This window comes from Halorussus halophilus (assembly GCF_008831545.1).
Classification (GTDB): domain Archaea; phylum Halobacteriota; class Halobacteria; order Halobacteriales; family Haladaptataceae; genus Halorussus; species Halorussus halophilus.
In genome coordinates this window covers 3,351,595-3,372,865 of the sequence record NZ_CP044523.1, presented here as the reverse complement: position 1 = coordinate 3,372,865, position 21,271 = coordinate 3,351,595, and the positions used below count along the sequence as shown (strand labels likewise).

The window sequence follows — 21,271 nt, the reverse complement described above, 5'->3', positions numbered from 1 at the left end:
CAAGAAGGCCCAACACGTATCCGCCGGACATGAAAGTCGGCGAAGCCATGACGCCACGTTCGGAGGTCGTTACGGTCGAACTTCCGGGCACACGCGACGACGTACTCGAATACCTTCAGGAGCGGTCGTTCTCGTCCGTACCTGTCGTCAAGGAAGAAGACGGCCACGAGCAGTTCCGTGGTCTCATCTCCCGCGACGACCTCATCGAGAACCCCGACGAAGACCAACTCGCGCTACTGATGCGCGAGGTTCCGACCACGACGCAGGACGCGACTATCGAAGAAGTCGCCGCGCTGATGGTCGAAGAGGGGACCCGTCGCGTGCCGATCGTCGATGGCGAGTTAGAGGGCATCGTCACCGTCACGGACGTCGTGCGAGCCATCGCGGACGGCGACGCAGACGGCGGGACGCGAGTCGGTGACCTCGCCGCGCGAGACGTGAACACGACGTATCTCGAAACGCCGCTGACCGTCGCCGAGCGCGAACTGTACTACGCGAACGTCCCCTACGCAGTCGTCTTGGGCGAGGAAGGCGACATGAGCGGCGTGCTGACGGAAGTGGACATCATCGACGTAGCGCGCGTCGTGGAAGGCGAGGAAGAGACCGGTGAGAGCCTCGCCAACGAAGACGACGAGTGGATGTGGGAGGGCATCAAGGCCGTCGGCAACCGTTATCTGCCGACGCGGAACGTCGAGATTCCCGCAGAACCGGTCGAGTCGTTCATGACCACCGACGTGGTGACCGTCTCGACGGACAAGACCGCCCAAGAGGCCGCACAGCAGATGCTCCGCGAGGACATCGAGCAGATTCCGCTCGTCACCGGCGACGAACTCACCGGCATCGTCCGAGACATCAACTTGCTGGAGGCACTGCGATGAGTCGTGCGGACCTCGTGGAACTCGCCAAGCGGCGCGGCTACTTCTTCCAGTCCGCGGGCGCGTACGGCGGCGTCTCGGGGTTCTACACCTACGGTCCGGAGGGCGCGACGCTGAAACAGAACGTCGAAGACTCGTGGCGCGACCGGTTCCAAGTGCAGGAGGGCCACCGCGAAATCGACGCCCCGACCGTGATGCCCGAACCCGTCTTCGAGGCGTCGGGCCACCTCGATACGTTCGACGACATGCTCGTGGAGTGTCCCGAGTGTGGCGAGAGCCACCGCGCGGACCACCTCATCGAGGACAACACCGACATCGAAGAGGCCGAGAGCTTCGCCCCCGAGAAAGTGATGGACCTCATCGAAGAGAACGACCTGCGCTGTCCGAGTTGCGACGCCGAACTCGCTGGCGTCGAAGTCGAGGACTTCAACCTGATGTTCGAGACGAACATCGGGCCGGGCGACTCCTCGCCGGGGTATCTGCGGCCCGAGACGGCCCAAGGTATCTTCGTGGAGTTCCCGCAACTCGCGGAGTACGCGCGCAACCAGTTGCCGTTCGGTATCACGCAAATCGGCAAGGCCTACCGCAACGAAATCAGCCCCCGGAAGTCCATCGTCCGCACGCGAGAGTTCACGCAGGCCGAACTGGAACACTTCATCGACCCGACCGAGGACGAACCGCCCATCGAGCGCGTCGCCGACGTGGAACTCAAACTCTACCCCGCCGACGAGCAGGAGAAAGAGGGCGGCGACTACGTCGAGATGACGGTCGAGCAAGCCGTCGAGGAAGGCGTCGTCAACGACTGGGTCGCCTACTACCTCGGCGTCGGCAAAGAGTGGTACGAGTCAATCGGCGTGGACATGGACCGGTTCCGCTTCCGACAGCACCTCTCGGGCGAACTCGCTCACTACGCCGCAGACTGCTGGGACGCCGAGAGCGAAGTCGATGGCGACTGGATAGAAATCACCGGCTTTGCCTACCGGAGCGACTACGACCTGAGCAAACACGACGACTACTCCGACGACGACTTCACCATCTTCAAGCAGTACGACGAACCGAAGGTCGTCGAGCGCGCGACGGTGGACCCGGACATGAGCTACCTGGGTCCGGAGTTCGGCGGCAAAGCCGCCGACATCGGCGAGGCACTCGAAACGCTGGCCGAGCGTGACAGAGCCGCATTCGACGGTGAGGACGTGACCGTCGAAGTCGATGGCGAGGAGTACGCGATTCCAGTCGAAAAGACGGGGTTCAGCGTGGACGAGGTGAAAGAGTCCGGCGAACACGTCATGCCCCACGTGGTCGAACCGTCTATCGGTATCGACCGCGTCATCTACACCGTGCTGGACCACGCCTACGCAGAGGACGAAGTCGAAGGCGAGACCCGAACGCGTCTCTCGCTTGAACCGAGCGTCGCGCCGACGTTCGTCGGTGTCTTCCCGCTGATGGACAAGGACGGCATGGGCGAGCAGGCCCGCGAGATTACCGCGACCCTGCGTGAGGCTGGCTTCGATGTAACCTACGACGACTCGGGCAACATCGGTCGGCGCTACCGCCGACAGGACGAAGTCGGCACGCCGTTCTGCGTGACGGTTGACTACGACTCTCTAGAGGAAGACACCGTGACGCTCCGCGAGCGCGACTCGACAGAACAAGTTCGAGTTCCGATTTCGGAGGTGCCGGACATGCTCGCGGACCTCCAGACCGGCGAGACCACCTTCGAGAACCTCGACGCGCCAGCACCCGAACAGTAAACCGTGACGAGCGAGGTCAAGCGCCGACTGGTACACGTCGCCGGGACGGGCTATCCGGCGCTGTACTTGCTCGGACTGGCGACCTACGAGCAACTGCGTTACCTGCTGGTGTTCAGTTCGCTGGTCGCGCTCGCGCTCGAAGTCGTCAGGCTGTTCGTCGGACTCGACTGGCGTATCTTCGACGAACTGACCCGCGAGTACGAGCAGGACAACCTCGCTGGCTACGCGCTGTACCTGTTCGGGATGACCCTCGCCGCGCTGGCGTTCGAACCACGCGTAGCGATTCCGGCGATGCTGATGCTGACTATCGCCGACCCCATCAGCGGGCTAGCGAGTTCCGGAGACTTAGGCGTCAAAGCGACTCATACCTTGCTGCTGACCTTCGGAGTCTGCATGCTCATCGCCAGTCTGTCGGGACTTCCGGTGGTCACGGCGATTTTGGGCGCGCTCGCGGCGACGTTGGCCGACGGCGCGAAACCGGTCATCGCGGGCTACGTCATCGACGACAACCTGACGATTCCGGTCGGTGCAGCAGTAGTGATTTATCTCTCGTTGCAGTTCGTGCCCCCCGTGGTGTAACCGCCGTCGAATTTCTTGCCGATTTCTCGGACACAGTTCCAGTCACGTATCGTACGTTCAGGAGCCCATAGACTGTATTCGGACGCTATTCGGCCCCGCTTTGCTCGACTCATCTTTCAACACGAATTACCGACGGCTACAGACGAATAAGCGCGGATACGCATATTTTGGGCACGAGCCGAGTTCGGACGGGGTCGAGCGAGGCGAGGTCAACCAATGAGTACGAGTGAGTCACAGATAGACGTCGAACAGTTTCTCACGAACCTCCGGTCGTTCGAGTACCGTGAGGTGATGATGGTATTCGCGACGCTTGCCGTGGTCGCTGGGTCGGTACTGCTGTACCCCGGAGCGGAGAACGTCACGAAGGGCCTCCAGTCGAACGTCTCGGCCGGATTGCTCGCGCTGTTCGTCCTCGTCGCCGTCGTCGCTGGCGCCGTCAAGGGAATGATCGGGTTCGGGTACGCACTCATCACGACGCCCATCTTCGCGTCGGTCATCGACCCGACGCTCGCCGTCGTCGTCCTCGCCATCCCGCCGTGGATGATAAACATGTTCCAGATAGGCGAGACCGACACGGGGCTCGAATTTGTCCGCGAAGAGTGGGCGTTGATGCTTCTGGCCGTCGTGGGTTCCGTCGTGGGCGTCGGCTTTCTCGCGGAGTTCTCCACCGGCCCTATCGTGCCGTTCCTCATCGGCATCGTCATCTTCGGCTACGTCCTCTTCCAAGTCGGACAGAATTTCGTCCGAATCGAGGAGGCCCATCATCCCGTCGCTCTCGGCGTCGCGGGTGCCCTCGAAGGGTTCCTGCTGGCAGTGGCGAATCTCGGTCCACTGCTACCGGCGTACTTCCACACGTTCGAACGCGACACCGAACGATACATCGGCGGTCTCTCGATGGTTCTGGGAACCATCTTCACGGTTCGAATCATCCAAATGGCGCTGTTCACGGACCTGCTGACGACGTATCGCCTCTGGCTCGGTTGCGTCATCGCCGTCGTCACCGTCGTCGGGTTGCTCGTGGGGACGTATCTGCGCCGACTCGAAATAGACGAACGGAAGTTCAACTGGTTCGTCGTGGCGCTGTTGTTCGTCATCTCGCTCAACATCTTCCGGAACACGGTTCCGGCGCTGTTCTTCTAATACGAGGTTAGGGGGTGATGTAAGCGTACCTCGACGACTGGAGTCGGGTGAGTTCCCCGACGCCGGAGGAAACCAGTTCGACTCCCGATACAAGGTCCGATTCGCTAATATCGGTTCCTTCGATGGTGTTCTCACACTGTTTGAACTGAACGCCTCGCTCCCGTAGTCGTTCGACTCGCTCTCGGTACGGTGAGTCCTCCAACAGCAGTTCGAGACCACCGCTGTTGGCGACGAGTGCAACCGAATCGAGTTCCATTGTCTCGTCGTCCAGCAGATTGGCGACGTTACCGAGAACGCGGTCGTGAAGGCCTGGGTCGTCAGTCGATTGGTGGAACACGGCTTTCATACCGGGCGAGAGGCGTCGAAGTGAGAAAAAACCGCGGTCGAAGGGTCGAAATTCCGGCGAGAACGTCTCAATTCAGCCATTCGCCGAGTTTACCGGCGACCCAGGGATTGGCCTCCTCGGCGAAGTGCTCGCGGTTCCGGTGGATGAAAACGGCGTAGCCGCCGAGCAAGGCACAGCCGACGCCGAGCGAGCGAGTCCACGACGCGCCGGGTGCGACCGTCGAAAGAATCGTAAAGCCGACGACACCGCCGACGATGCCGCCGAGTGCGGTAACGAGACTATCGGCCAGCACAGTTCCATCCTCGTAGTACGCTTCGGAGTCGAACGTCTCGGTCCACGAGTAGCCGAAGAGCGCGACTGCTGGGACCGCTATTCCGAGGCCGACCACTGTGGCGTACCCCGAAGGGACCCCCGCCGCGAGGAGCGGCACGAGCAGGAGTCCAGCACTCAGCAGTCCGAGTACTGCGAACGCGCCGACGGTTGCGAATGCACGTCGTTTGGTCACAGCTCCGTCATCTCAGTGTCCTTGTAAAAATGTAGGTGACTCGCGTTCTACTTTCACCCTGCAACGCGAACCCTTTAATCACTTGGCGACCAACCTCGCCACGAATGGCGACGACCGGGGAGCCCGATTACGTCGAACACGAACTTCTCGTCCCGGAGTTCATCGAGCGGCGGATGTATCAGTTGCAGTTGGCCGGTGCGGCCAAAGACCAACACACGCTCGTCACCCTCCCGACGGGGTTGGGGAAGACGACCGTGAGCCTACTCGTGACCGCCGAGAGACTGGCGAGCATAGGCGGGAAAGTGCTGTTTCTCGCTCCGACGAAGCCGCTCGTCACGCAACACGCCGAGTTCTACCGAGAGGCACTCAACCTTCCCGACGAGGACATCGTAGTGTTCACGGGCGAAGTGTCGCCCGACGACCGCGCGGAACTGTGGGAGCGAGCGAAAATCGTCATCGCCACACCACAAGTCGTGGAGAACGACCTCGTCGGCAGTCGCGTCAGTTTGGCGAACGTCACGCACCTGACCTTCGACGAGTGCCACCGCGCGACCGGCGACTACGCGTACAACTACATCGCCGAGCGCTATCATCAGGACGCGGAGAATCCGCTCGTCACCGGGATGAGCGCGTCTCCCGGCGGCGACGAGGAAGAGATTCTGGACGTGTGTGAGAACCTCGGCATTCGAAACGTCGAAGTGATGACCGAGGAGGACAGCGACGTGGCGGAGTTCACCCACGACACGGAAGTCGAGTGGGAGCGCGTCGAACTCCCCGACGAGATTATGGAGATTCGGGACGCGCTGAACGAGGTCATCAGCGACCGACTGGAGAAGCTCAAACAACTCGGCATCACGAACAAGACCAGTGCGGACATTTCGGAGAAGGACATCCGCAAGATACAGGCCGAGCTCCAGAAACTCATCGACAACGACCAGTCGGAGGGGTTCAAGGGAATGTCCGCACTCGCAGAGATTCGGAAGCTTCGGACGGCAGTGACCTACGTCGAGACCCAGAGCGTCGAAGCACTCAGACGGTACTTCGAGCGCCAACGCAACGCCGCGCGCTCCTCGGGGGCGTCGAAAGCCAGCCAGCGGTTCGTCTCGGAGCCGAAAGTCAAGGAGGCGATGCGCAGAGCCGAAGACTACGACGGTCTCCACCCGAAATACTCCCGTACGCGAATTCGACTGGCCGAGACGCTCGGCATCGAGGGAGGACAGCGCGTCATCGTCTTCACCGAGTCCCGGGACACCGCAGAGGCCCTCACCGACTTCCTCGGCGACCACTTCGACACCCACCGGTTCGTCGGGCAGGGCAACAAGGAGGGAAGCGACGGGATGACCCAGAAACAGCAACAGGAGACCTTGGACAAGTTCCGGAACGCGGAGTTCGAGGTTCTAGTCTCCACGTCCGTCGCCGAAGAGGGTCTCGACGTGCCCGAAGTGGACCTCGTGCTGTTCTACGAACCGGTACCGACCGCGATTCGGTCGATTCAGCGGAAGGGCCGAACAGGCCGTCAGGCGAAAGGGCGCGTGGCGGTTCTCCTCGCCGAAGACACCCGCGACGAAGCCTACTTCTGGATTTCCAAACGCCGCGAGGGGAAGATGGAAGAGGAGATGAAGAAACTGAAGGGCGTCGCCGCCGAGGTCGAAGAAGAGCTAGACGACTCCCAGCGCCAGTTGGGCGACTTCGGGAGTGACGCTGGCGGCGACGAGCGCGAAGTCGAACACGGATTGCAGGAGTTCGACGCAGGCGGCGACGAAGTGGAGACGGTCGAAGAAACGGAAGGCGACGAACCGGCGAGCGAGACAGCAGACGAGGCGTCCGAATCCGACAGCGAGACTGCCGCGGCAGGCGAACCGACCGAGTCCGACGCGGACAAAGCCGTCGTCGCCACCGCCGAACCGGACGACGAAACGGTCGAAATCGTCGCCGACCAGCGCGAACTCGACTCTAACATCGCGCGAGACCTCTCGACTCGCGAGGGTGTCGAGACACGTCTGGAAACCCTCGAAGTCGGCGACTACGTGCTGTCCGACCGCGTCGTGGTCGAGCGCAAGTCCGTGAGCGACTTCCTCGACACGCTGACCGGCGGCGACCGCTCGATGTTCGAACAGGTGGGCGACGCGACCCGCCACTACTCGCGGCCAGTCGTGATTCTGGAGGGCGAAGACCTCTACGGCGAGCGCAACGTCCACCCGAACGCGATTCGAGGCGCGCTCTCCTCGCTGGCCGTCGATTTCGGTGCGAGCGTCCTCCGAACGACCGACGAAGCGGACACCGCCGACTTGCTGGAGGTCATCGCCACCCGCGAACAGGAGACCGACGACCGTGAAGTGTCGGTCCACGGCGAAAAGCAGAGCAAGACGCTCACCGAGCAACAGGAGTACGTCGTCGGGTCCATCGCGGACATCGGCCCGGTCACCGCCCGCGCACTGCTAGAGGAGTTCAGGAGCGTCGAAGCAGTCATGACCGCCCGGAAAGACGATTTGCTGGAAGTCCAAGGCGTCGGCGAAGTGACCGCCGAGCGGATTCGAGAAGTGGTTGGTAGTGATTACCAAGCGTAGCGGAGCGGTCGAATCGTGAACGGTCGTGAACAGTCGGGTCGAAATCCGCCGTTACGCTCCAACGATTTCCGTGTTTCAGGGTGCATAATATCTCCATTACCTTAAATTAAGGGGACACTTACGCACCTTTCCGTGTCGAAAACCCAGTGAAACGGGGGTCGGCAATTAAGGGTGCGTGTAACGACCATTAGGTAGAGAGTAAATGAGAATCGAGCAACCCTCCGGCGAAGACACGACCGATACTCCGGACTCGCTGTACGGGTCGCCGCTTCACGAGACGCCCGAATCAGGAGACGAAAAGGAGTTGTACGGTAGCCCCTGTCACGACAACCGAATCGAGGACGACGACGAACAGCGCCTGTACGGAGACCCACAGCACGAGGTCACGCAGGACGAATCGTTCGACCCCGACCTCGTCTTCGTCCAGTCGCTCGCCGACCGGGTAGTGAGTCCCGGAACGACCGTCTCGCCGACGGAACCCCGTGCGAAAACTACGGAACAATAGTCACTGGAACCGCCTCTTCTTCGATGACGGTGTGTGCGGCACTGCCGAGAATCGCTCGCTCGACAGCGCCGGAACCGTGGTGTCCCATGACGACGTGGTCGTAGCCGCGTTCCTCGACGAGTTCCAGAATCCCTTCGCCGACCCTGTTTGCGGGCCGAAACGTGAGTTCTACGTCGGTCGAGACCTCCGGTTGGTCTTCGATACCAGCCTCCGCGAGTAGTTCGCGGGCGCGGTCTGCGATGTCGTCCGTGGCGTCGGTTTCGGCGTCGGTGATGTGAACGACGTGGAGCGACGCCTCATACCGGCGGGCGAACTCGGTGGCGAATTCGAGCGCGCGGAAGCTACAGTCCGAACCGTCGATGGGGACGAGAATCTGCATACCACAGACGACGAGCGAAGAGAGTTTAACGGTTCGCCCGGTCGAGGGCGTCCAGCGCCTCTGCGGCTTCGCGGGTCGCCGCGAGCAGTTCGCGCGAGCGGGAGACGTCGTCGGTCTGCTCGGCCTGCCGGGCGAGGTCGGTCAGTTTGCGGACGAGCGAGTCACGTGCGTCGGCGAGGTCGCCGTCGGTGGTCGCTCCGTGCGAACGACTGCGAGCAGTTCGGCGGCCGCGACCGCGCTCTCCGACGGATTCTCGGTTCTTCCCAGACTCTCGGCCACCGTGAGACTGGTCGTCCTGCTGTGACGGCGGTCGGCGGTGAGTGTCGTGGGAGTGCTGACCAGCGACACGAACGTCGTTGATTTCGACGCGGGGTTCGCCGTCGCCAGAGTCGCCCCCGGTGGCAGGTTCCGCCGCTGCTCTCGTCTCCGGGTCCTGTTTTGGCGTTACTTGGGAGGCGTCGTCAGTTTCGGCTGGTCGGGTGGTTTCGGTACCGCCACTCGCTTCGGCAGATTCTGCCGTCGGTGTCGTCTCTGTCGTTTCGGCTTGGGCGGCTTCTTGTGCGGCGTTCTGGCAGGATGGACAGAACTCTTGGCCGTCGTAGCGGAAGATGGGGTCGCCGCAGTTGTTGCAGTGTTTGCCCGTCATCGTCGCGCCTTGCAGGAGGAGTTCGCTCATCCGCTGGGTAGATTCGCGGTCCTTCTGGTCGGCCTCGTACTTCTCTCGAAGTTTCTCTCGCTCGGCCTCTTTGTCGAACTCGTCGCTCATACCACCAAGAAGGCACGCAGAGCGGAAAAAAGCTACTCGACCCAGCGCGTCGTCTCTCCGGCGTTTGTTCGGCAACTGTCGAAGTTTCGCACGTCGTCTGCCGTTTCAAGAGGCCGTTTTTCGGCCGTTCCGGAGCATTTAACGGTGTTGCGGGCGGTGATTTACGTGGTATGACGAAAATCAGCGTGGTCGGCGCGGCAGGCACCGTCGGGGCCGCGGCGGCGTACAACATCGCGCTTCGGGACATCGCGGACGAGTTGGTACTCGTAGACATTCCGGACAAGGAAGACGACACCATCGGACAGGCCGCAGACGTGAACCACGGGGCGGCGTACGACGCGAACACTGTCGTCCGACAGGGCGACTACTCCGCTACCGAGGGTTCGGACGTCGTCGTCATCACGGCGGGCATTCCGCGCCAGCCTGGCCAGACCCGCATCGACCTCGCGGGCGACAACGCGCCCATCATGGAGGACATCGGCTCCTCCATCGCGGAGTACAACGACGACTTCGTGACCGTCACCACGTCGAACCCGGTGGACCTGCTCAACCGCCACCTCTACGAGACGGGCGACCGAGCGCGCGAGAAGGTCGTCGGCTTCGGCGGCCGTCTGGACTCCGCGCGGTTCCGCTACGTCCTGAGCCAGCGATTCGACGAGCCGGTCCAGAACGTCGAAGCGACGATTCTCGGCGAACACGGCGACGCACAGGTGCCCGTGTTCTCGAAGGTCCGAGTCAACGGCAAGGACCCCGAGTTCAGCGACGACGAGAAGACCGAGATTCTGGACGAACTCAAGACGAGCGCGATGAACGTCATCGAGAAGAAGGGCGCGACTCAGTGGGGTCCGGCGACGGGCGTCGGCCACATGGTCGAAGCCATCGTCCGCGACACGGGCGAAGTGCTGCCCGGGTCGGTCAAACTCGACGGCGAGTACGGCCACGACGACGTTGCGCTCGGCGTCCCGATCAAGCTCGGTTCCAACGGCGTCGAAGAGGTCGTCGAGTGGGACCTCACCGAGTTCGAGCGCGAACAGCTCGGCGAGGCCTCCGACAAGCTCTCCGAGCAGTACGAGAAGATAGAATAGACCGATTCTGCGGCTTTTACGGACTCTTGCGGTTCCTCGCGTTTTTCAGATGGTACAGTACAGCATCGAAGTCCAGCGTAACTTCTCGGGTGGGTCCTCGCACCACTCGGCGACCGGGTCGTTGTAGTCGTTGGTGTAACGAACGTCGTACCCGAATGCCTCCAGTCGCTCGACCAGACTCCATGGGTCGGTGTCGAAGCGGTCCCGAAGTTCGCCCGGATGGAGTTCCACGAGGAGCGCCGGTGCGTCGCGTTCGAGGACGCTCGACAGTCCCCGAAGAACAGACGACTCGCCACCCTCCACGTCGATTTTGACCAGCGACGGAGACACGTTCCGTTCGACGCAGTAGCGGTCCAACGTCGTCTGGTCGGTCGTCGCTTTCGGGTATTTTTCGAGCGACTGCACGTTGGTCGTGTGGTCGTCCGGTGGGTCGTCACTCGTGTCCTCGCCGACCCACGTTGGGTGGAAGTTCACTCGACTGTCCGTGAGGTCCGCGTCGTTACGCTCGAACACTTTGCTTCGAACCGGGTGCGGGTCGAAGGCGTGAACGTCGCTCGCGTCTGTTACGTGGGTTGCGAGGAAGGAGAAGTAGCCCTGTCCTGCGCCAACGTCGAGGAACGTCGAACTTGGGCCGAGTTCGTCCAGTAGCGTGGCGGTCGTCAGCGGTTCGTAGAAACCGGTGTCGTCGGCGACCTGAGAGAGCCAACTGTCGCGGAGAACCGTCAGTTCGAACTCGGGTCCGGCGGGCACCGCAATCTGTCGGCTCGTCGCAGAGAGTGCCGCGTAGAGTTCGTACTCGCCCGCGTTCAGCATCGCCTGCCCGACGGGCGCGGGAATCGACGCTCTCGATACCTGGTTCGCCATACAGAAACTGGCTCTGCAGTCGTATTAACGGGTTTTCGTGGCTGTAGAGAGCACCGAGACACTCTTCACCGACCAGCAGAGAGACGTCTCCCGATCTGTTCCGGGAGCCCAGCGTCCTCGACTGCTCGCTGGACGTCCTCGACGTCGTAGCTCACTCGCTGTTCCTCCACAGACAGGTCGTCCAAGTCCAGCACGGCGTAGGCGGCCTCGGGGTTTCTATCACGTGGTTGGCCAACACTACCGGGGTTCATCACGATTCCCTCGTCGTACACTTCGTGATGTTGGATGTGCGTGTGACCCATAATCAGCACGTCCTCGTCGCCGAGCAGGTCCGGCGAGAACTCCTCGGGCCGGGTGTAGTGGTCCGGGTCGTTGGGGTGACCGTGGACCACGTAGACGCGGTCGCCGAACTCCCGACGGGTCGTCGGTAGGGATTCGAGCCACGCGAGTTGACTCTCGGAGAGTCGCTGCTTGGCGTGTTCGACCCCCGCGGCCGCCATGTCGTTGAACCGGAATCCAGAGTCGCTGGCGACCGCTCGGTCGTGGTTGCCCATCACTGTCGGAATCTCGCGCTCGCGAAGCGTATCGATACAGTCGCCGGGCCACGGGTTGTAGCCGACCACGTCGCCCGCACAGACCAGCGCGTCCACGTCCGGCATGTCGGCCAACACTGCGTCGAGTGCGACCCTGTTCGAGTGAACGTCCGAGAGGACCCCGACTTTCATGCCGGGTGATAGGACGCCCAGGCCTTAGTTTCCGTCGCCGTTCTCGACGGCGAACTCGAAGCCGTCGTCGGTTCGAGCGACGCCCGCGGCACAGACTGCGTGTTCGAAGTCGAGGTCGTACGCCGCGGTCGCGGCGACGGAAGCGGTTTCGGCAGCGAAGTCGAACGGCTCCGGCGCGTCTTTCTCGTAGGTCGCCACGAGCGTCGGTTCGGTGACTTCGCGGACGAGCAAGGCGTCTTTGCGGACAGTGCCGACGTAGGCGCCGCCGTTCTCCTCGCTACCGACCACGCCCGCAATCCGGGGCGTGTCGTAGTCGTCCTTCTCGTAGTCGAGTGCGAGCAGACTCTCTGCGAGCGCGTCACGCGCGGGGTAGCCTAGTTGCAGTTTCTCGGTGATGGGGTCTACGTGCGACCCGTTGCCGACGACAGCGGCGTCCGCTCGCGGTTGACCATCGCGAGCGCGTTCGGTCGAGTCGCGTTCGACCCGACGCGCGCAGTTGTACGAGATGTAGGGGTTGTCCGTCTCCGGAGCGTCTTCAGTCGGCCCGACGGTCAGGGCACCGTCGCGCTCGATTATCTTTCGGTTCGGGAACGACCGCGAGGAGACGCGGTAGGCCGCGACTTCGGGACCGACGACGACGAAGCGTCCGACGTACATACACGAACGTGCGTAGTTCACCGGCAAGTAGGTGTTGATTTAGGCATGGTCGAGCAGATATCGAGGAGTGGACGAAGAGACGAGCGGAAAACGTGAATCGCGTTCAGTCGTCGTCCGACTCCCCGCTCAGTGTGCTGTCCATCGTGTTCGACGCTGTCGGCCCACTGGACGCGTCGTGCGTGCCGAGTCGCACCGGTTTCGCGAACGAGAGCGTGTACTTGCTCCAGCGGAGTTCGAGGAGCAGCCAGAACAGCAAGAGACCCGCCATGCCGAGGATAGCGATGGCGCTCAGCGGGCCGACCCACGCCGGGAACACGTACAGCAGTGCGTGCAGTGCCTGCGTCGGAAGCAAGTCGAGGAACCCGTAGACGAGGGTCTCTGCGAGCGAGTAGTCGGCTTCGGCCGACTCGGCGGCGGTTCCGCTACCGAAGTTACGCGACGACAATCCGAGCGCGGCCGCGCTCTTCCCGCCCGTACTCTCGTCACCGGTACCCAGACGCTCTGCTTCGTACGGGCCGGGGAACTTCATCGACCAGACGATTTTGCCTTTCTCGTTGACTTCGAGGACGCGGTCACTGTTCGTGTCGGTGATGAGCGTGTTGCCGTTCGGGAGGCGGTCGGCGTCGCGGGGCCACTGCATCTTCGCGTCTCGCCAGACCCAGGACTGTTTCCACTCGCTTCCTTTCTTCTGGTACTCGATGACCCGATTGTTCTCACTGTCGGCGACGAGAACCGACGGGCCGCCGTTCGACTCGTTGATGTAGTCGGGGTTGTGCGCTTCGAAGAGAATATCGTGGTTGTCGTCTTCGCCAAGCGTCTGGTTGTCCAGCACGCCTTCACCAGGTTTGACGAACGCGACTTGGTCTTGGTTTCGGACGCTGATCATGATGCGGCCGTCGTCGAGCAGTTCGACGTCGTTGATGTGTGTCCAGTCGCCCGGATACTTGCCGCCGCTCGAAAGTTTGTAGTCCTGCTCTGCGCGCCACTTCCACTCGATGTCGCCGGTCGTCGTATTGTAGAGCGTGACGCCGTCGGGGTAGCCGATTTCCGCGACGAGAATCTTGCCGTCGCCGACGTAGTCGATGTCGTGAATCGCGCTCGAACCGCGCTTCGGTCGAGTGTCCGACCAGAGGCGAGTCACTTCACCGGTCGTAAGATTGAGCCGCTCGGCCACGCTGATGCGGCATTTCACTTCCGAGTGGCACTCTTCTTTCGACACTTCTTTCGTTGCGACGTAGAAGACGGTCGTTTTCCCCTCGTCGCTCGGGTCCACATCGTGGTAGTACTCGTACGTGTTGTTGTAGTATATCGTGTCGCCGTTGGAATCGTACGCCGCGATTTGGCCGCCACCGTACGCGTCGGTCGTGACGACGGTTATCCCGCTGTTGGTGGGTTCGACCGAACGGTTCTCCATCCGCGATTCGGTCCACTTGTCGCCGCTCTGCATGTAGGCACTCCCGATGGGGACCATGAGGCCGAGCATGACCACGACCATGAGAACGCGGAGTGTTCGACGTGAGGGCGCGTGCTTTCGTACCGAACTCGCGAGCTTGTTTCTTCTCGAATCGCCGCTATCGCTAACCATCCTGGTATTATTCTACAAAGGATTTTCTCATTAACACATAGATGTGTTTCACGAGAACCGACCGATGAAACAGAGTTAGCAGACCGATAAACTTCGTGAAACAGTTCTCTTAGCGAAGTGATAGCTATACAGCAACGGAAAATCAGTCGTGGTTGACTGTTTGGACCGGTCGATGTCGATGTAAGACTGCCAGTGCAGTCCGACTCGGAGAGATTCGACTGTCGGACAGTACCACGACCGATTCAACACGCAATGCTTACAAACCCCCAGAGTGTACCAGACTATGCGAAGTTCCATGGGGTAGTGGCCAATCCTGTTGCCTTCTGGGGGCAACGACCCAGGTTCGAATCCTGGTGGAACTATTCTTCGTCTCTCGTTGATCGTGAGCGGTTCCCCTGTGTACCCCTTCGTTTCGATTGGAAAAGGGCTATTTTCGGGATAGATAGCAGTCACGAAACGGGACGGCGGTCGATTCGAAACTGCGGTCTAGCGAGGAGAGTTTCGAGGCAATCAGGTCTCGTCTAACTCGTCCAACTCCCGCTGGTCGTTGTATTCCTCCTCGCCAGCGGCCTCACCAGTAATCTCACCGTAGACAGCCTCTCGTGCCTCCTCGGCTGACTCGAATCGCTCGTCCACGAGGCGGTCGAAGACGCTCCCCAACGTCTCCGTCTCGTTCGGCAGGTCGAGTCGCTGGTCGCCGTACTCCGCGGCGAGTTCTTCGCTGGTCGCCGGGTACTTGTGTTCGCCGAGCATCGCTCCGGCCTCACCGAGCAAGTCCTCGGTAATTTCGGCTCGTTCGTGCTGACGTTCGCGTGCGCTCCGCTGTTCACGCTCCGGGTCGGGGTCGTCACTCATGCGCAATCCTGCAACGATGAACCACGTAACCGTGGTGGCCTACAATTCAGGGCGACTACTTTTCGACTTCGAGCAGCGCGACTCGCTCGCAGACGAGGTCAGCGAGCGTCACGTCGGTGGCGGCGAGTTCGGCGTCACCAACGTCGAAGAACTCCCTGACTGCCTCGCGGTCGGCGTGGTCGATTCCGAGCGTCGTCGCTGGCGTGACCAGCTCTCGCACCGCGTCTGCGGCCGCCCCCTCGCGCACTTGGTTGTCTTCATCACCAGTTCCGTGGACGACCACGACGAGTCGATTCTCGCCTTCCGAGACGCCCATCCGGAGCGCGCGATTGATTTGGCGGCGACCGGCGGCGTACAGCAGAATTTCGACGGCGCGCTCGCGGGCGACGTTCTCGCCGCGGTCGAAGGCGCGGTCGGCGTGTTGGGCGGCGGTTTCGAGGTGTTCGCGCCCGACTACGAGGTCCGCGTCGAACGCCTGTATCGCGCAGTCGTACTCGTCGCCGATTGCCTCGATGTTCCCGAGGAAGCTATCGAGGTCCTCGATTTCGGCGTGGCCTTCGACAACTTTCACTGGAAATCACCGAGGCTCTGCTGGCCGTCGTTGCTACTGCTGGTCGCGGTCGCTTCGGCCTCTGCGTCCGCCGAGACGCCGTCGAGGTCGGGGTCCTTGCGCCCAACGTTCTCCAGAATCGTCTCGGTGGTCTTGCGCCGACCACGGAGCGCTCCGAGGACGACCGACTTGTCGGCCTCTCGGAGGTCTGCGCGGGATTCGATACCAGCAGCGAAGAGGCGGCGAGCGCGCTTTCGACCGACGTTCCGAACGCCCGCGAGGTCGAGCAGTTCGTCTTCGACGCCGTACTCGACGCGTTTCTTTGCTTCGCGGATTGCCGCTCCGAACTCCAAGTCGAGTTCGCCAGCGAGGCGTTCGGCGGCGTTGAGGAGCCATTCAGCTGTCTCGACCTTGCCACGGATGTCGCCGGGGCCGACGCCGTAGCGTTCGGTGATATCGTCTTCGTCCAGTTCGCTGGCCCAGTCTTCGAGCAGGCGGGCGGTCTTGAGCGCGGAGAGCCAGTCCTCGAAGGCGTGGTCCTCGAACTCCGAGGGCATCGACCCCAAGAACTCCGTCTCGCGCTCGTAGGCGAGTTCTGTGTACTCCTCGCGGTCGCCCGACCGCAGATAGAGTTCGTACATGTCCGGCGTGCGCGCGACGAGGTGGAACAGCCCCATCGCTGTCGGTCGGTCCTCGGCGGCGCGTAGGCCGTCGATAATTTCGGCGGCGCTCATCGGGTCGATGTAAAGTTGCGAGACGCGGTGGCCCAGACCTGTCGCGCGCAGGCCGCCGTCGGCCTCTCGTTCAAGGAACTCGTTGCGTTCCAGATATTCGAGGACGTTGTCTGCGACCGCGGCCAGTCGGCCGGATTCGGTGGTCTGGGTCGCGTACAGCGTCCGTTCGAGGAACGACAGCAGTTCGTCTTCGCTGTCGGCGAACCCGGAGGCGACGGTAGCGAGGATGTGCGTTCGTAGGGCAGGTTCGGCGGCGAGTTTCGACTGGACGGCTTCGGGGTCCGCCCAGACGTAGCGGTCGAACAGTTCGTCCATCTCGTCGTGGTTATTCGCGATGAGGACCGCCTCGCCGTAGGGGTCCAGTCCGGGTCGGCCAGCGCGGCCGAACATCTGGTGGACCTCCAGCACGTCGAGCGGTTGCATTCCTCCGACGTCGCCGTCGTAACGTCGCCAGTCGCGGACGATGACTCGCCGGGAGGGAGTGTTTACGCCTGCCGCGAGCGTCGGCGTGGCCGAGATGACCTTCACGAGTCTGTCGCGGAAGGCGTCCTCGACGAGTGCCCGGTGTTCGCTGGCGAGTCCGGCGTGGTGGAACGCCGCGCCCTTCGCCACTGCGTCGGCGAGGTCGTCGCTGGTCTGGGTGTCGCTGGCGTCCCGGATTTCCGCCGCGATATCCCGGAGTTTGGTTCGCTCTTCGTCGGTGAGGTAGTCACGAGTCACGTCCGCGAGTCGCCGCGCCGCCGCCTCTGCGTTCTTCCGGGAGTTGACGAAGACGAGCGACGACCCGTCGTCGCTCAGGGTGTCTTCGACCAGTGCGGCCGTCGCCTTCTCGTTGCCACGCGAAATCTGGGTCTTGCTGCCGTCGTCGAAGTGGAGCGCCTGTCCGTAGAGGACGCCCGCTCGGAGGTCGATGGGCCGCCAGTCCGAATCGACTAAGGTAGCATCGAGCCATTCGGCCATCACTTCGGCGTTGCCGACCGTCGCCGAGAGCGCGACGGTTTGGAGATTTTCGTTGAGTTTCCGGAGTTTGGCGAGCGTGACTTCGAGCGTCGGACCGCGATGAGAGTCGTCCACGAGGTGAACTTCGTCGGCGACGACACAGGAGAGATCGTCAACCCACTGCGCGCCGTTTCTGACGAGCGAGTCCACCTTCTCGCTGGTGGCGACGATAATGTCCTTCTGGGCGAGCCAGTCGCCGTCGCTGTCGTAGTTGCCGGTCGAGACGCCGACGGAGACGCCGTACTGCTCGAATTCCTCGAACTCGGCCTTCTTCTCGCTGGCGAGTGCCCGCAGGGGGACGATGTAGAGTGCTTTCCCGCCACGGGCGATACTGGAAAGCATGGCGAGTTCCGCGACGAACGTCTTCCCGCTGGCCGTGGGGACGCTGGCGACGACGCTGTCGCCCTCTGTGACGCCCGCTTCGACGGCCTCGGCTTGCGGCGGGTACAACTCCTCGATTCCTTGCTCGTGGAAGTGGTCCACGACGCCCTCGGGGAGGCCCGTGAGTTCCTCGACTTTCACGGCGACCACCCCCGAGAGAGAGCAGTGTAGGTGGTCATTACCCGACTTTGGCGCGTCTTCTGGTTTAAACTGTCGGGTGATGGCGTCGGGGTCGATGGTACGCAGTGCGAGACTGGGTGCTCGGGACTGCCGTCAGACGCCCGTCGTGCAGAGAGACGCCGAGTTAGCGCTCGTTCGACCCGAAACGAAGGGGTTCGCGGAAGAGAAGTCTCCGTCAGTGCTTTGGGGACACCCCGCCAACCCCGAACCATGCGAATCGAGTTCGACCGCGACACCTGCACTGGCATGTTCCAGTGTACCGCCGAGTGGGACGCCTTCGAAGAGAACCGCGACGAGGGGAAAGCCGACCTGCTCGACGCCGAGGAAGAGAGCGAGGACACGTTCGTCCGCGAAGTCCCCGAGGACGCCGAATTCGACGCGAAGATGGCCGCTCGTGTCTGTCCTGTGGACGCTATCCGGGTGTACGACGACGACGGCGAGCAGTTGATTCCGTAAATAGGCAGCGATTTCCAGTTGAAACGAGGGGGTTGAGAATCGTTATGGAGCGTCTGAAAGTCGGCTACGTCGGAGAGAATCTAGAGAATCGCGTCGATTGGCGCTTCGTCGCCGTTCTGTTGACGCGTTCGTCTGCGTCGTATCGTTATTCGGTCGTCAGTACGTCGTCCGTCGTGTCTTCTTTCTCCGTGGTGTCGGGGTAGAGCTGTTCTTCCCACCCGTCCGCCTCACCACGAACGTTCCAGATATCACTCATTTCGACACACCAGATACACGTTATGCGTGAAGCCACAAAACTATTGTGTGCTACTCCGACTCGTGTTCAAAAGTCTTCTCGGCCCACTTGACAGCGTACGCCGCGCCGTGGTCTCGGTAGGCCGACGTGTCGAGTGCCGCGAACGGCGCGGGCAGGTCGAGACCGTGTTTGACCGCGGCGCAGGCCAGTTCTGTGGCGTCGGCGAAGTCCGTCTCGTCTCGTGCCATCGCCGAGGGGAGACCGTCTACGCGCGGTTCGATGCGCTCGCCTGCGTCCTCCCACGCTGCGAAGAGTCGTGGATTGGTGTCTGCCCATCCTCCGAAGACCTGGCGAGTCTGGAGTCCGAGATAGGCGTCGTAGAGCGCCGCGGCTATCTGGTAGACGCTTCCCGAATCGTAGGGGAGAGCGGCCGCAAGGTCTCGGAACTCCCCGTCGAAGAAACCGAGGAAGTGTTCTGGTTCGCACGTGCCAACCTCGACGAGTGCTTGGGCGACGAGGAAATCGACGAACTCTTCGGGTGAACCTTCGACTCGGGCCTTCACGAAGACGGTCGGTGGAACCGTCTGGCGAGTCCACGCGACGCTGCCGTCGCCGGGCATGCCGACGACGAAGTCAGTCGAGGCGAACCGCCGGAGTAGTTCCGGAGTCTCCTCGGGAAGCCACTCGTCGGGGTACGAGAGCGGGTCGAGAGAATCCACCAGCAGACCGAGGTCCTCGGCTCGTCCCGGTGGAAGCGACTCGAAGTCGGTCTCGCAATCTAGTACGAGTGCGTCTGGTGCGTGTTCCTCGCGAACTGTGGCGACTTCTTCAGAGAGGGAGCGCTGTTCGAACATCAGGCCAGCAGCCAGAAGTTCGCCAGCAGTACGACCGCGAGAACTGACGTAATGGCGACTGTACCGACCACGATTTTCGTTGCCGTGCTCATAGCCGGTCGTTCGGGCGCGAGCGTTTAAAACCTCACTACTCCGGGTTGCAGTCTCACTACCTCGGGTTGCAGTCTCACTACTCCGGGTTGTATTCAGGTCGCTGTCTCAGTCGGCCCCTGCACCGACGTTGGACTCACGGGCGATTCGCTTCCACTCGCCGGTCCAGAACCGCACGACGTTCACGACTGCTCGGAGGTACATGTCGCCCAGAATTGCGACGTAGACGGCGAGCAGGCCCCAGCCGAGACCGGGCGCGAACTGCCAGCTACCGGAGATAAACGACCCGCCGCCGAGGGTAAAGAGCGCGACACCCGGCGCGACTGCGAGGAACGCGACGGGAAGCTTGAACAGGTACGTGCCAGCGAACGCGCCGTAGAAGGGCCAGCTAGTGTCACCAGCGCCCCGGAGGCCGCCTCGCATCGTTCGAGAGACGCTGAACGCCGCGACACCGAGGCCGAACACGCGGACGAACTCGACGGTGAGGTCTACGTGATTGGTGCCGAACGCGAGAGCGAGTGGGCGCGCGGCGACGAACAGTACGGCAGCGATGAGCAGTTGTGTGACGAGCGCGATGCGGAGCGTCTGCCAGCCGTAGGCGTCGGCCTCCTCGTCGTCTCCGGCACCGATGGACTGGCCAACGAGTGTGCTGGAAGCCGTCGAGTAGCCCCATGCGGGCATCAGCGCGAGGAGCATGACTCGGCGACCGATTGCGTAGGCTGCGACGACAGGCGTGCCGAGCGTCGTGAGGACGATGAGAAACGGGAAGCGGCCGAGCGTTCTGGAAAGTCGAGTGCCCGCGAGTGGCGCACCGACACGGACGATTTCGCCTGCAATCTCCCAGTCCCACTGCTTACCGCCGAGCGGGAGTCGCACCGAGTAACGACCAGAGAGCAGTGCGCCAGTGAAGAGCGTTGCCGCGAGAACGTTGGCGATGGCGGTTCCCCACGCCGCGCCCGCGACGCCGAGTTCCGGGAACGGCCCGACGCCGAAGATGAGCAGAGCGTTCAGCACGATGTTCGTCGGCAGTGTGAGCAGGCGGATGTACATCGGGGTGCGCGTGTCGCCGACGCCAGCGAGCGCGCGGGCCGCAATCATGCTCCAGAAGCGAAACGAGACCGAGAGCATGATGATTTTGAGGTAGAGCGCGCCGAGTTCGATGGTCCGCGGGTCGTCGGTCAACACGTCGAGCATCGGCACGGCGTAGACCCACGTGGCGGCGGTGATGGGAATCGCGAGGGCCAGCGCGAGCCAGAGCGACTGCTTGATGGCGAAGTTCGCCTTCTCGTGTTCGTCCGCTCCTTCGAACCGAGAGACGACGCTGATTGTGCCGCTGGTCAGCGCCAGTGAGAGGCCGAACGGGATGAAGAAGTACTGAAAGCCGAGTTCGAGCGCGGCGACTGCCTCGTCGCCGAGCGCACGGCCGACCATGAGGAAGTCCGCCGCGCGAAGCAAGGTGCGCATCCCACCGGTGACCATGACTGGCACTGCGAGGTCGAACGCCTCTTCGCCCTTCTCCCGGTCGAGGAGGCCGAGACGTGCCAACGCCGCGGGGAAGAGAAAGACGAATCGGCGAGCGCGCTCCTTGGCACCGTCGAGCATCCGTTT

The 21,271-nt window shown here is 62.4% G+C and carries 22 protein-coding genes and 1 tRNA gene; 9 read left to right on the top strand and 14 right to left on the bottom strand.

What is annotated here, in order from left to right:
- The first annotated feature begins 29 nt into the window (after positions 1–29).
- The 4 genes from F7R90_RS16705 (at position 30) to F7R90_RS16690 (ending at position 4,345) form a co-directional block, all read left to right on the top strand.
- Positions 30–878, top strand: coding sequence for a CBS domain-containing protein (locus F7R90_RS16705; RefSeq protein ID WP_158058530.1), 849 nt, complete (start codon positions 30–32; stop codon positions 876–878).
- The gene (glyS, locus tag F7R90_RS16700) at positions 875–2,626 is read left to right on the top strand and encodes a glycine--tRNA ligase (protein ID WP_158058529.1); all 1,752 of its coding nucleotides are present in this window, start codon (positions 875–877) and stop codon (positions 2,624–2,626) included. The genes F7R90_RS16705 and glyS overlap by 4 nt, the downstream gene beginning before the upstream one ends.
- A gap of 3 nt (positions 2,627–2,629) precedes the next feature.
- The gene (locus tag F7R90_RS16695; protein ID WP_158058528.1) at positions 2,630–3,205 is read left to right on the top strand and encodes a dolichol kinase; all 576 of its coding nucleotides are present in this window, start codon (positions 2,630–2,632) and stop codon (positions 3,203–3,205) included.
- Positions 3,206–3,421: 216 nt separating this feature from the next.
- Positions 3,422–4,345, top strand: a complete 924-nt coding sequence (locus F7R90_RS16690; protein WP_158058527.1) for a TSUP family transporter — start codon at positions 3,422–3,424, stop codon at positions 4,343–4,345.
- 7 nt (positions 4,346–4,352) lie between these two features.
- Here the strand turns inward: F7R90_RS16690 and F7R90_RS16685 are convergent, their stop codons facing one another.
- Positions 4,353–4,691, bottom strand: a complete 339-nt coding sequence (locus F7R90_RS16685) for a DsrE family protein (protein WP_158058526.1) — start codon at positions 4,689–4,691, stop codon at positions 4,353–4,355.
- Positions 4,692–4,758: 67 nt separating this feature from the next.
- Entirely contained in the window at positions 4,759–5,196 is a 438-nt protein-coding gene (locus F7R90_RS16680) for a hypothetical protein (protein ID WP_158058525.1), read from the bottom strand.
- 104 nt (positions 5,197–5,300) lie between these two features.
- On the opposite strand from F7R90_RS16680, the gene F7R90_RS16675 reads away from it, so the two are divergent.
- Entirely contained in the window at positions 5,301–7,763 is a 2,463-nt protein-coding gene (locus F7R90_RS16675) for a DEAD/DEAH box helicase (RefSeq protein ID WP_158058524.1), read from the top strand.
- 202 nt (positions 7,764–7,965) lie between these two features.
- Positions 7,966–8,268: a hypothetical protein gene (locus tag F7R90_RS16670; protein WP_158058523.1), complete on the top strand. Its 303-nt coding sequence runs from the start codon at positions 7,966–7,968 to the stop codon at positions 8,266–8,268.
- On the opposite strand, the gene F7R90_RS16665 is transcribed toward F7R90_RS16670, so the two are convergent.
- Complete coding sequence (locus F7R90_RS16665; RefSeq protein WP_158058522.1) at positions 8,255–8,647, bottom strand: universal stress protein; 393 nt, start codon at positions 8,645–8,647, stop codon at positions 8,255–8,257. The genes F7R90_RS16670 and F7R90_RS16665 overlap by 14 nt on opposite strands.
- Before the next feature lie 25 nt (positions 8,648–8,672).
- Positions 8,673–9,413 (bottom strand): Sjogren's syndrome/scleroderma autoantigen 1 family protein, encoded by a 741-nt coding sequence (locus F7R90_RS16660; protein WP_158058521.1) that lies wholly within the window; start codon positions 9,411–9,413, stop codon positions 8,673–8,675.
- A 170-nt stretch (positions 9,414–9,583) separates the two neighbouring features.
- Here F7R90_RS16660 and mdh point away from each other — a divergent pair, with 170 nt between their 5' ends.
- A complete protein-coding gene (gene mdh, locus F7R90_RS16655) occupies positions 9,584–10,498 on the top strand; it encodes a malate dehydrogenase (protein ID WP_158058520.1) in 915 nt (304 codons plus the stop codon).
- 45 nt (positions 10,499–10,543) lie between these two features.
- Here mdh and F7R90_RS16650 read toward each other — a convergent pair whose 3' ends face one another.
- From F7R90_RS16650 to F7R90_RS16635, 4 genes are all read right to left on the bottom strand, one after another.
- Complete coding sequence (locus tag F7R90_RS16650; RefSeq protein ID WP_158058519.1) at positions 10,544–11,362, bottom strand: FkbM family methyltransferase; 819 nt, start codon at positions 11,360–11,362, stop codon at positions 10,544–10,546.
- 65 nt (positions 11,363–11,427) lie between these two features.
- A complete protein-coding gene (locus F7R90_RS16645; protein ID WP_158058518.1) occupies positions 11,428–12,087 on the bottom strand; it encodes a metallophosphoesterase family protein in 660 nt (219 codons plus the stop codon).
- Between the two features lie 24 nt (positions 12,088–12,111).
- A complete protein-coding gene (locus F7R90_RS16640) occupies positions 12,112–12,744 on the bottom strand; it encodes an IMP cyclohydrolase (protein ID WP_158058517.1) in 633 nt (210 codons plus the stop codon).
- A gap of 103 nt (positions 12,745–12,847) precedes the next feature.
- Positions 12,848–14,227, bottom strand: a complete 1,380-nt coding sequence (locus F7R90_RS16635; protein ID WP_225741201.1) for an arylsulfotransferase family protein — start codon at positions 14,225–14,227, stop codon at positions 12,848–12,850.
- 391 nt (positions 14,228–14,618) lie between these two features.
- Here F7R90_RS16635 and F7R90_RS16630 point away from each other — a divergent pair.
- Positions 14,619–14,691: transfer RNA gene (locus F7R90_RS16630), tRNA-Gln, on the top strand.
- A 148-nt stretch (positions 14,692–14,839) separates the two neighbouring features.
- Here the strand turns inward: F7R90_RS16630 and F7R90_RS16625 are convergent.
- From F7R90_RS16625 to F7R90_RS16615, 3 genes are read right to left on the bottom strand one after another with little or no spacing between them, the layout of a single operon-like run.
- On the bottom strand, positions 14,840–15,184 hold the full coding sequence (locus tag F7R90_RS16625; protein ID WP_158058515.1) for a DUF5789 family protein: 345 nt from the start codon (positions 15,182–15,184) through the stop codon (positions 14,840–14,842).
- 55 nt (positions 15,185–15,239) lie between these two features.
- Positions 15,240–15,755, bottom strand: a complete 516-nt coding sequence (gene cgi121 / locus F7R90_RS16620) for a KEOPS complex subunit Cgi121 (protein WP_158058514.1) — start codon at positions 15,753–15,755, stop codon at positions 15,240–15,242.
- Positions 15,752–17,989: an ATP-dependent DNA helicase gene (locus F7R90_RS16615; protein ID WP_158058513.1), complete on the bottom strand. Its 2,238-nt coding sequence runs from the start codon at positions 17,987–17,989 to the stop codon at positions 15,752–15,754. The genes cgi121 and F7R90_RS16615 overlap by 4 nt, the downstream gene beginning before the upstream one ends.
- Positions 17,990–18,238: 249 nt before the next feature.
- On the opposite strand from F7R90_RS16615, the gene F7R90_RS16610 reads away from it, so the two are divergent.
- Positions 18,239–18,484, top strand: a complete 246-nt coding sequence (locus F7R90_RS16610) for a ferredoxin (protein ID WP_158058512.1) — start codon at positions 18,239–18,241, stop codon at positions 18,482–18,484.
- Positions 18,485–18,790: 306 nt separating this feature from the next.
- Here the strand turns inward: F7R90_RS16610 and F7R90_RS16605 are convergent, their stop codons facing one another.
- The 3 genes from F7R90_RS16605 to F7R90_RS16600 form a co-directional block, all read right to left on the bottom strand.
- Positions 18,791–19,573 (bottom strand): DUF7089 family protein, encoded by a 783-nt coding sequence (locus tag F7R90_RS16605; RefSeq protein ID WP_158058511.1) that lies wholly within the window; start codon positions 19,571–19,573, stop codon positions 18,791–18,793.
- Positions 19,573–19,665 (bottom strand): hypothetical protein, encoded by a 93-nt coding sequence (locus F7R90_RS22920; RefSeq protein WP_449272370.1) that lies wholly within the window; start codon positions 19,663–19,665, stop codon positions 19,573–19,575. The genes F7R90_RS16605 and F7R90_RS22920 overlap by 1 nt, the downstream gene beginning before the upstream one ends.
- A 106-nt stretch (positions 19,666–19,771) precedes the next feature.
- Complete coding sequence (locus F7R90_RS16600; RefSeq protein ID WP_158058510.1) at positions 19,772–21,265, bottom strand: MATE family efflux transporter; 1,494 nt, start codon at positions 21,263–21,265, stop codon at positions 19,772–19,774.
- Positions 21,266–21,271 lie beyond the last annotated feature (6 nt).

What these genes read in the sequence shown, in the direction of transcription:
- F7R90_RS16705 (WP_158058530.1), top strand. Translation starts at nt 30, where the DNA reads ATGAAAGTCGGCGAAGCCATGACGCCACGTTCGGAGGTCGTTACGGTC.
- glyS (WP_158058529.1), top strand. Translation starts at nt 875, where the DNA reads ATGAGTCGTGCGGACCTCGTGGAACTCGCCAAGCGGCGCGGCTACTTC.
- F7R90_RS16690 (WP_158058527.1), top strand. Translation starts at nt 3,422, where the DNA reads ATGAGTACGAGTGAGTCACAGATAGACGTCGAACAGTTTCTCACGAAC.
- F7R90_RS16685 (WP_158058526.1), bottom strand. Translation starts at nt 4,691, where the DNA reads ATGAAAGCCGTGTTCCACCAATCGACTGACGACCCAGGCCTTCACGAC.
- F7R90_RS16675 (WP_158058524.1), top strand. Translation starts at nt 5,301, where the DNA reads ATGGCGACGACCGGGGAGCCCGATTACGTCGAACACGAACTTCTCGTC.
- F7R90_RS16670 (WP_158058523.1), top strand. Translation starts at nt 7,966, where the DNA reads ATGAGAATCGAGCAACCCTCCGGCGAAGACACGACCGATACTCCGGAC.
- F7R90_RS16665 (WP_158058522.1), bottom strand. Translation starts at nt 8,647, where the DNA reads ATGCAGATTCTCGTCCCCATCGACGGTTCGGACTGTAGCTTCCGCGCG.
- F7R90_RS16660 (WP_158058521.1), bottom strand. Translation starts at nt 9,413, where the DNA reads ATGAGCGACGAGTTCGACAAAGAGGCCGAGCGAGAGAAACTTCGAGAG.
- mdh (WP_158058520.1), top strand. Translation starts at nt 9,584, where the DNA reads ATGACGAAAATCAGCGTGGTCGGCGCGGCAGGCACCGTCGGGGCCGCG.
- F7R90_RS16650 (WP_158058519.1), bottom strand. Translation starts at nt 11,362, where the DNA reads ATGGCGAACCAGGTATCGAGAGCGTCGATTCCCGCGCCCGTCGGGCAG.
- F7R90_RS16645 (WP_158058518.1), bottom strand. Translation starts at nt 12,087, where the DNA reads ATGAAAGTCGGGGTCCTCTCGGACGTTCACTCGAACAGGGTCGCACTC.
- F7R90_RS16640 (WP_158058517.1), bottom strand. Translation starts at nt 12,744, where the DNA reads ATGTACGTCGGACGCTTCGTCGTCGTCGGTCCCGAAGTCGCGGCCTAC.
- F7R90_RS16635 (WP_225741201.1), bottom strand. Translation starts at nt 14,227, where the DNA reads ATGCTCGGCCTCATGGTCCCCATCGGGAGTGCCTACATGCAGAGCGGC.
- F7R90_RS16625 (WP_158058515.1), bottom strand. Translation starts at nt 15,184, where the DNA reads ATGAGTGACGACCCCGACCCGGAGCGTGAACAGCGGAGCGCACGCGAA.
- F7R90_RS16610 (WP_158058512.1), top strand. Translation starts at nt 18,239, where the DNA reads ATGCGAATCGAGTTCGACCGCGACACCTGCACTGGCATGTTCCAGTGT.
- F7R90_RS16605 (WP_158058511.1), bottom strand. Translation starts at nt 19,573, where the DNA reads ATGTTCGAACAGCGCTCCCTCTCTGAAGAAGTCGCCACAGTTCGCGAG.
- F7R90_RS22920 (WP_449272370.1), bottom strand. Translation starts at nt 19,665, where the DNA reads ATGAGCACGGCAACGAAAATCGTGGTCGGTACAGTCGCCATTACGTCA.
- F7R90_RS16600 (WP_158058510.1), bottom strand. Translation starts at nt 21,265, where the DNA reads ATGCTCGACGGTGCCAAGGAGCGCGCTCGCCGATTCGTCTTTCTCTTC.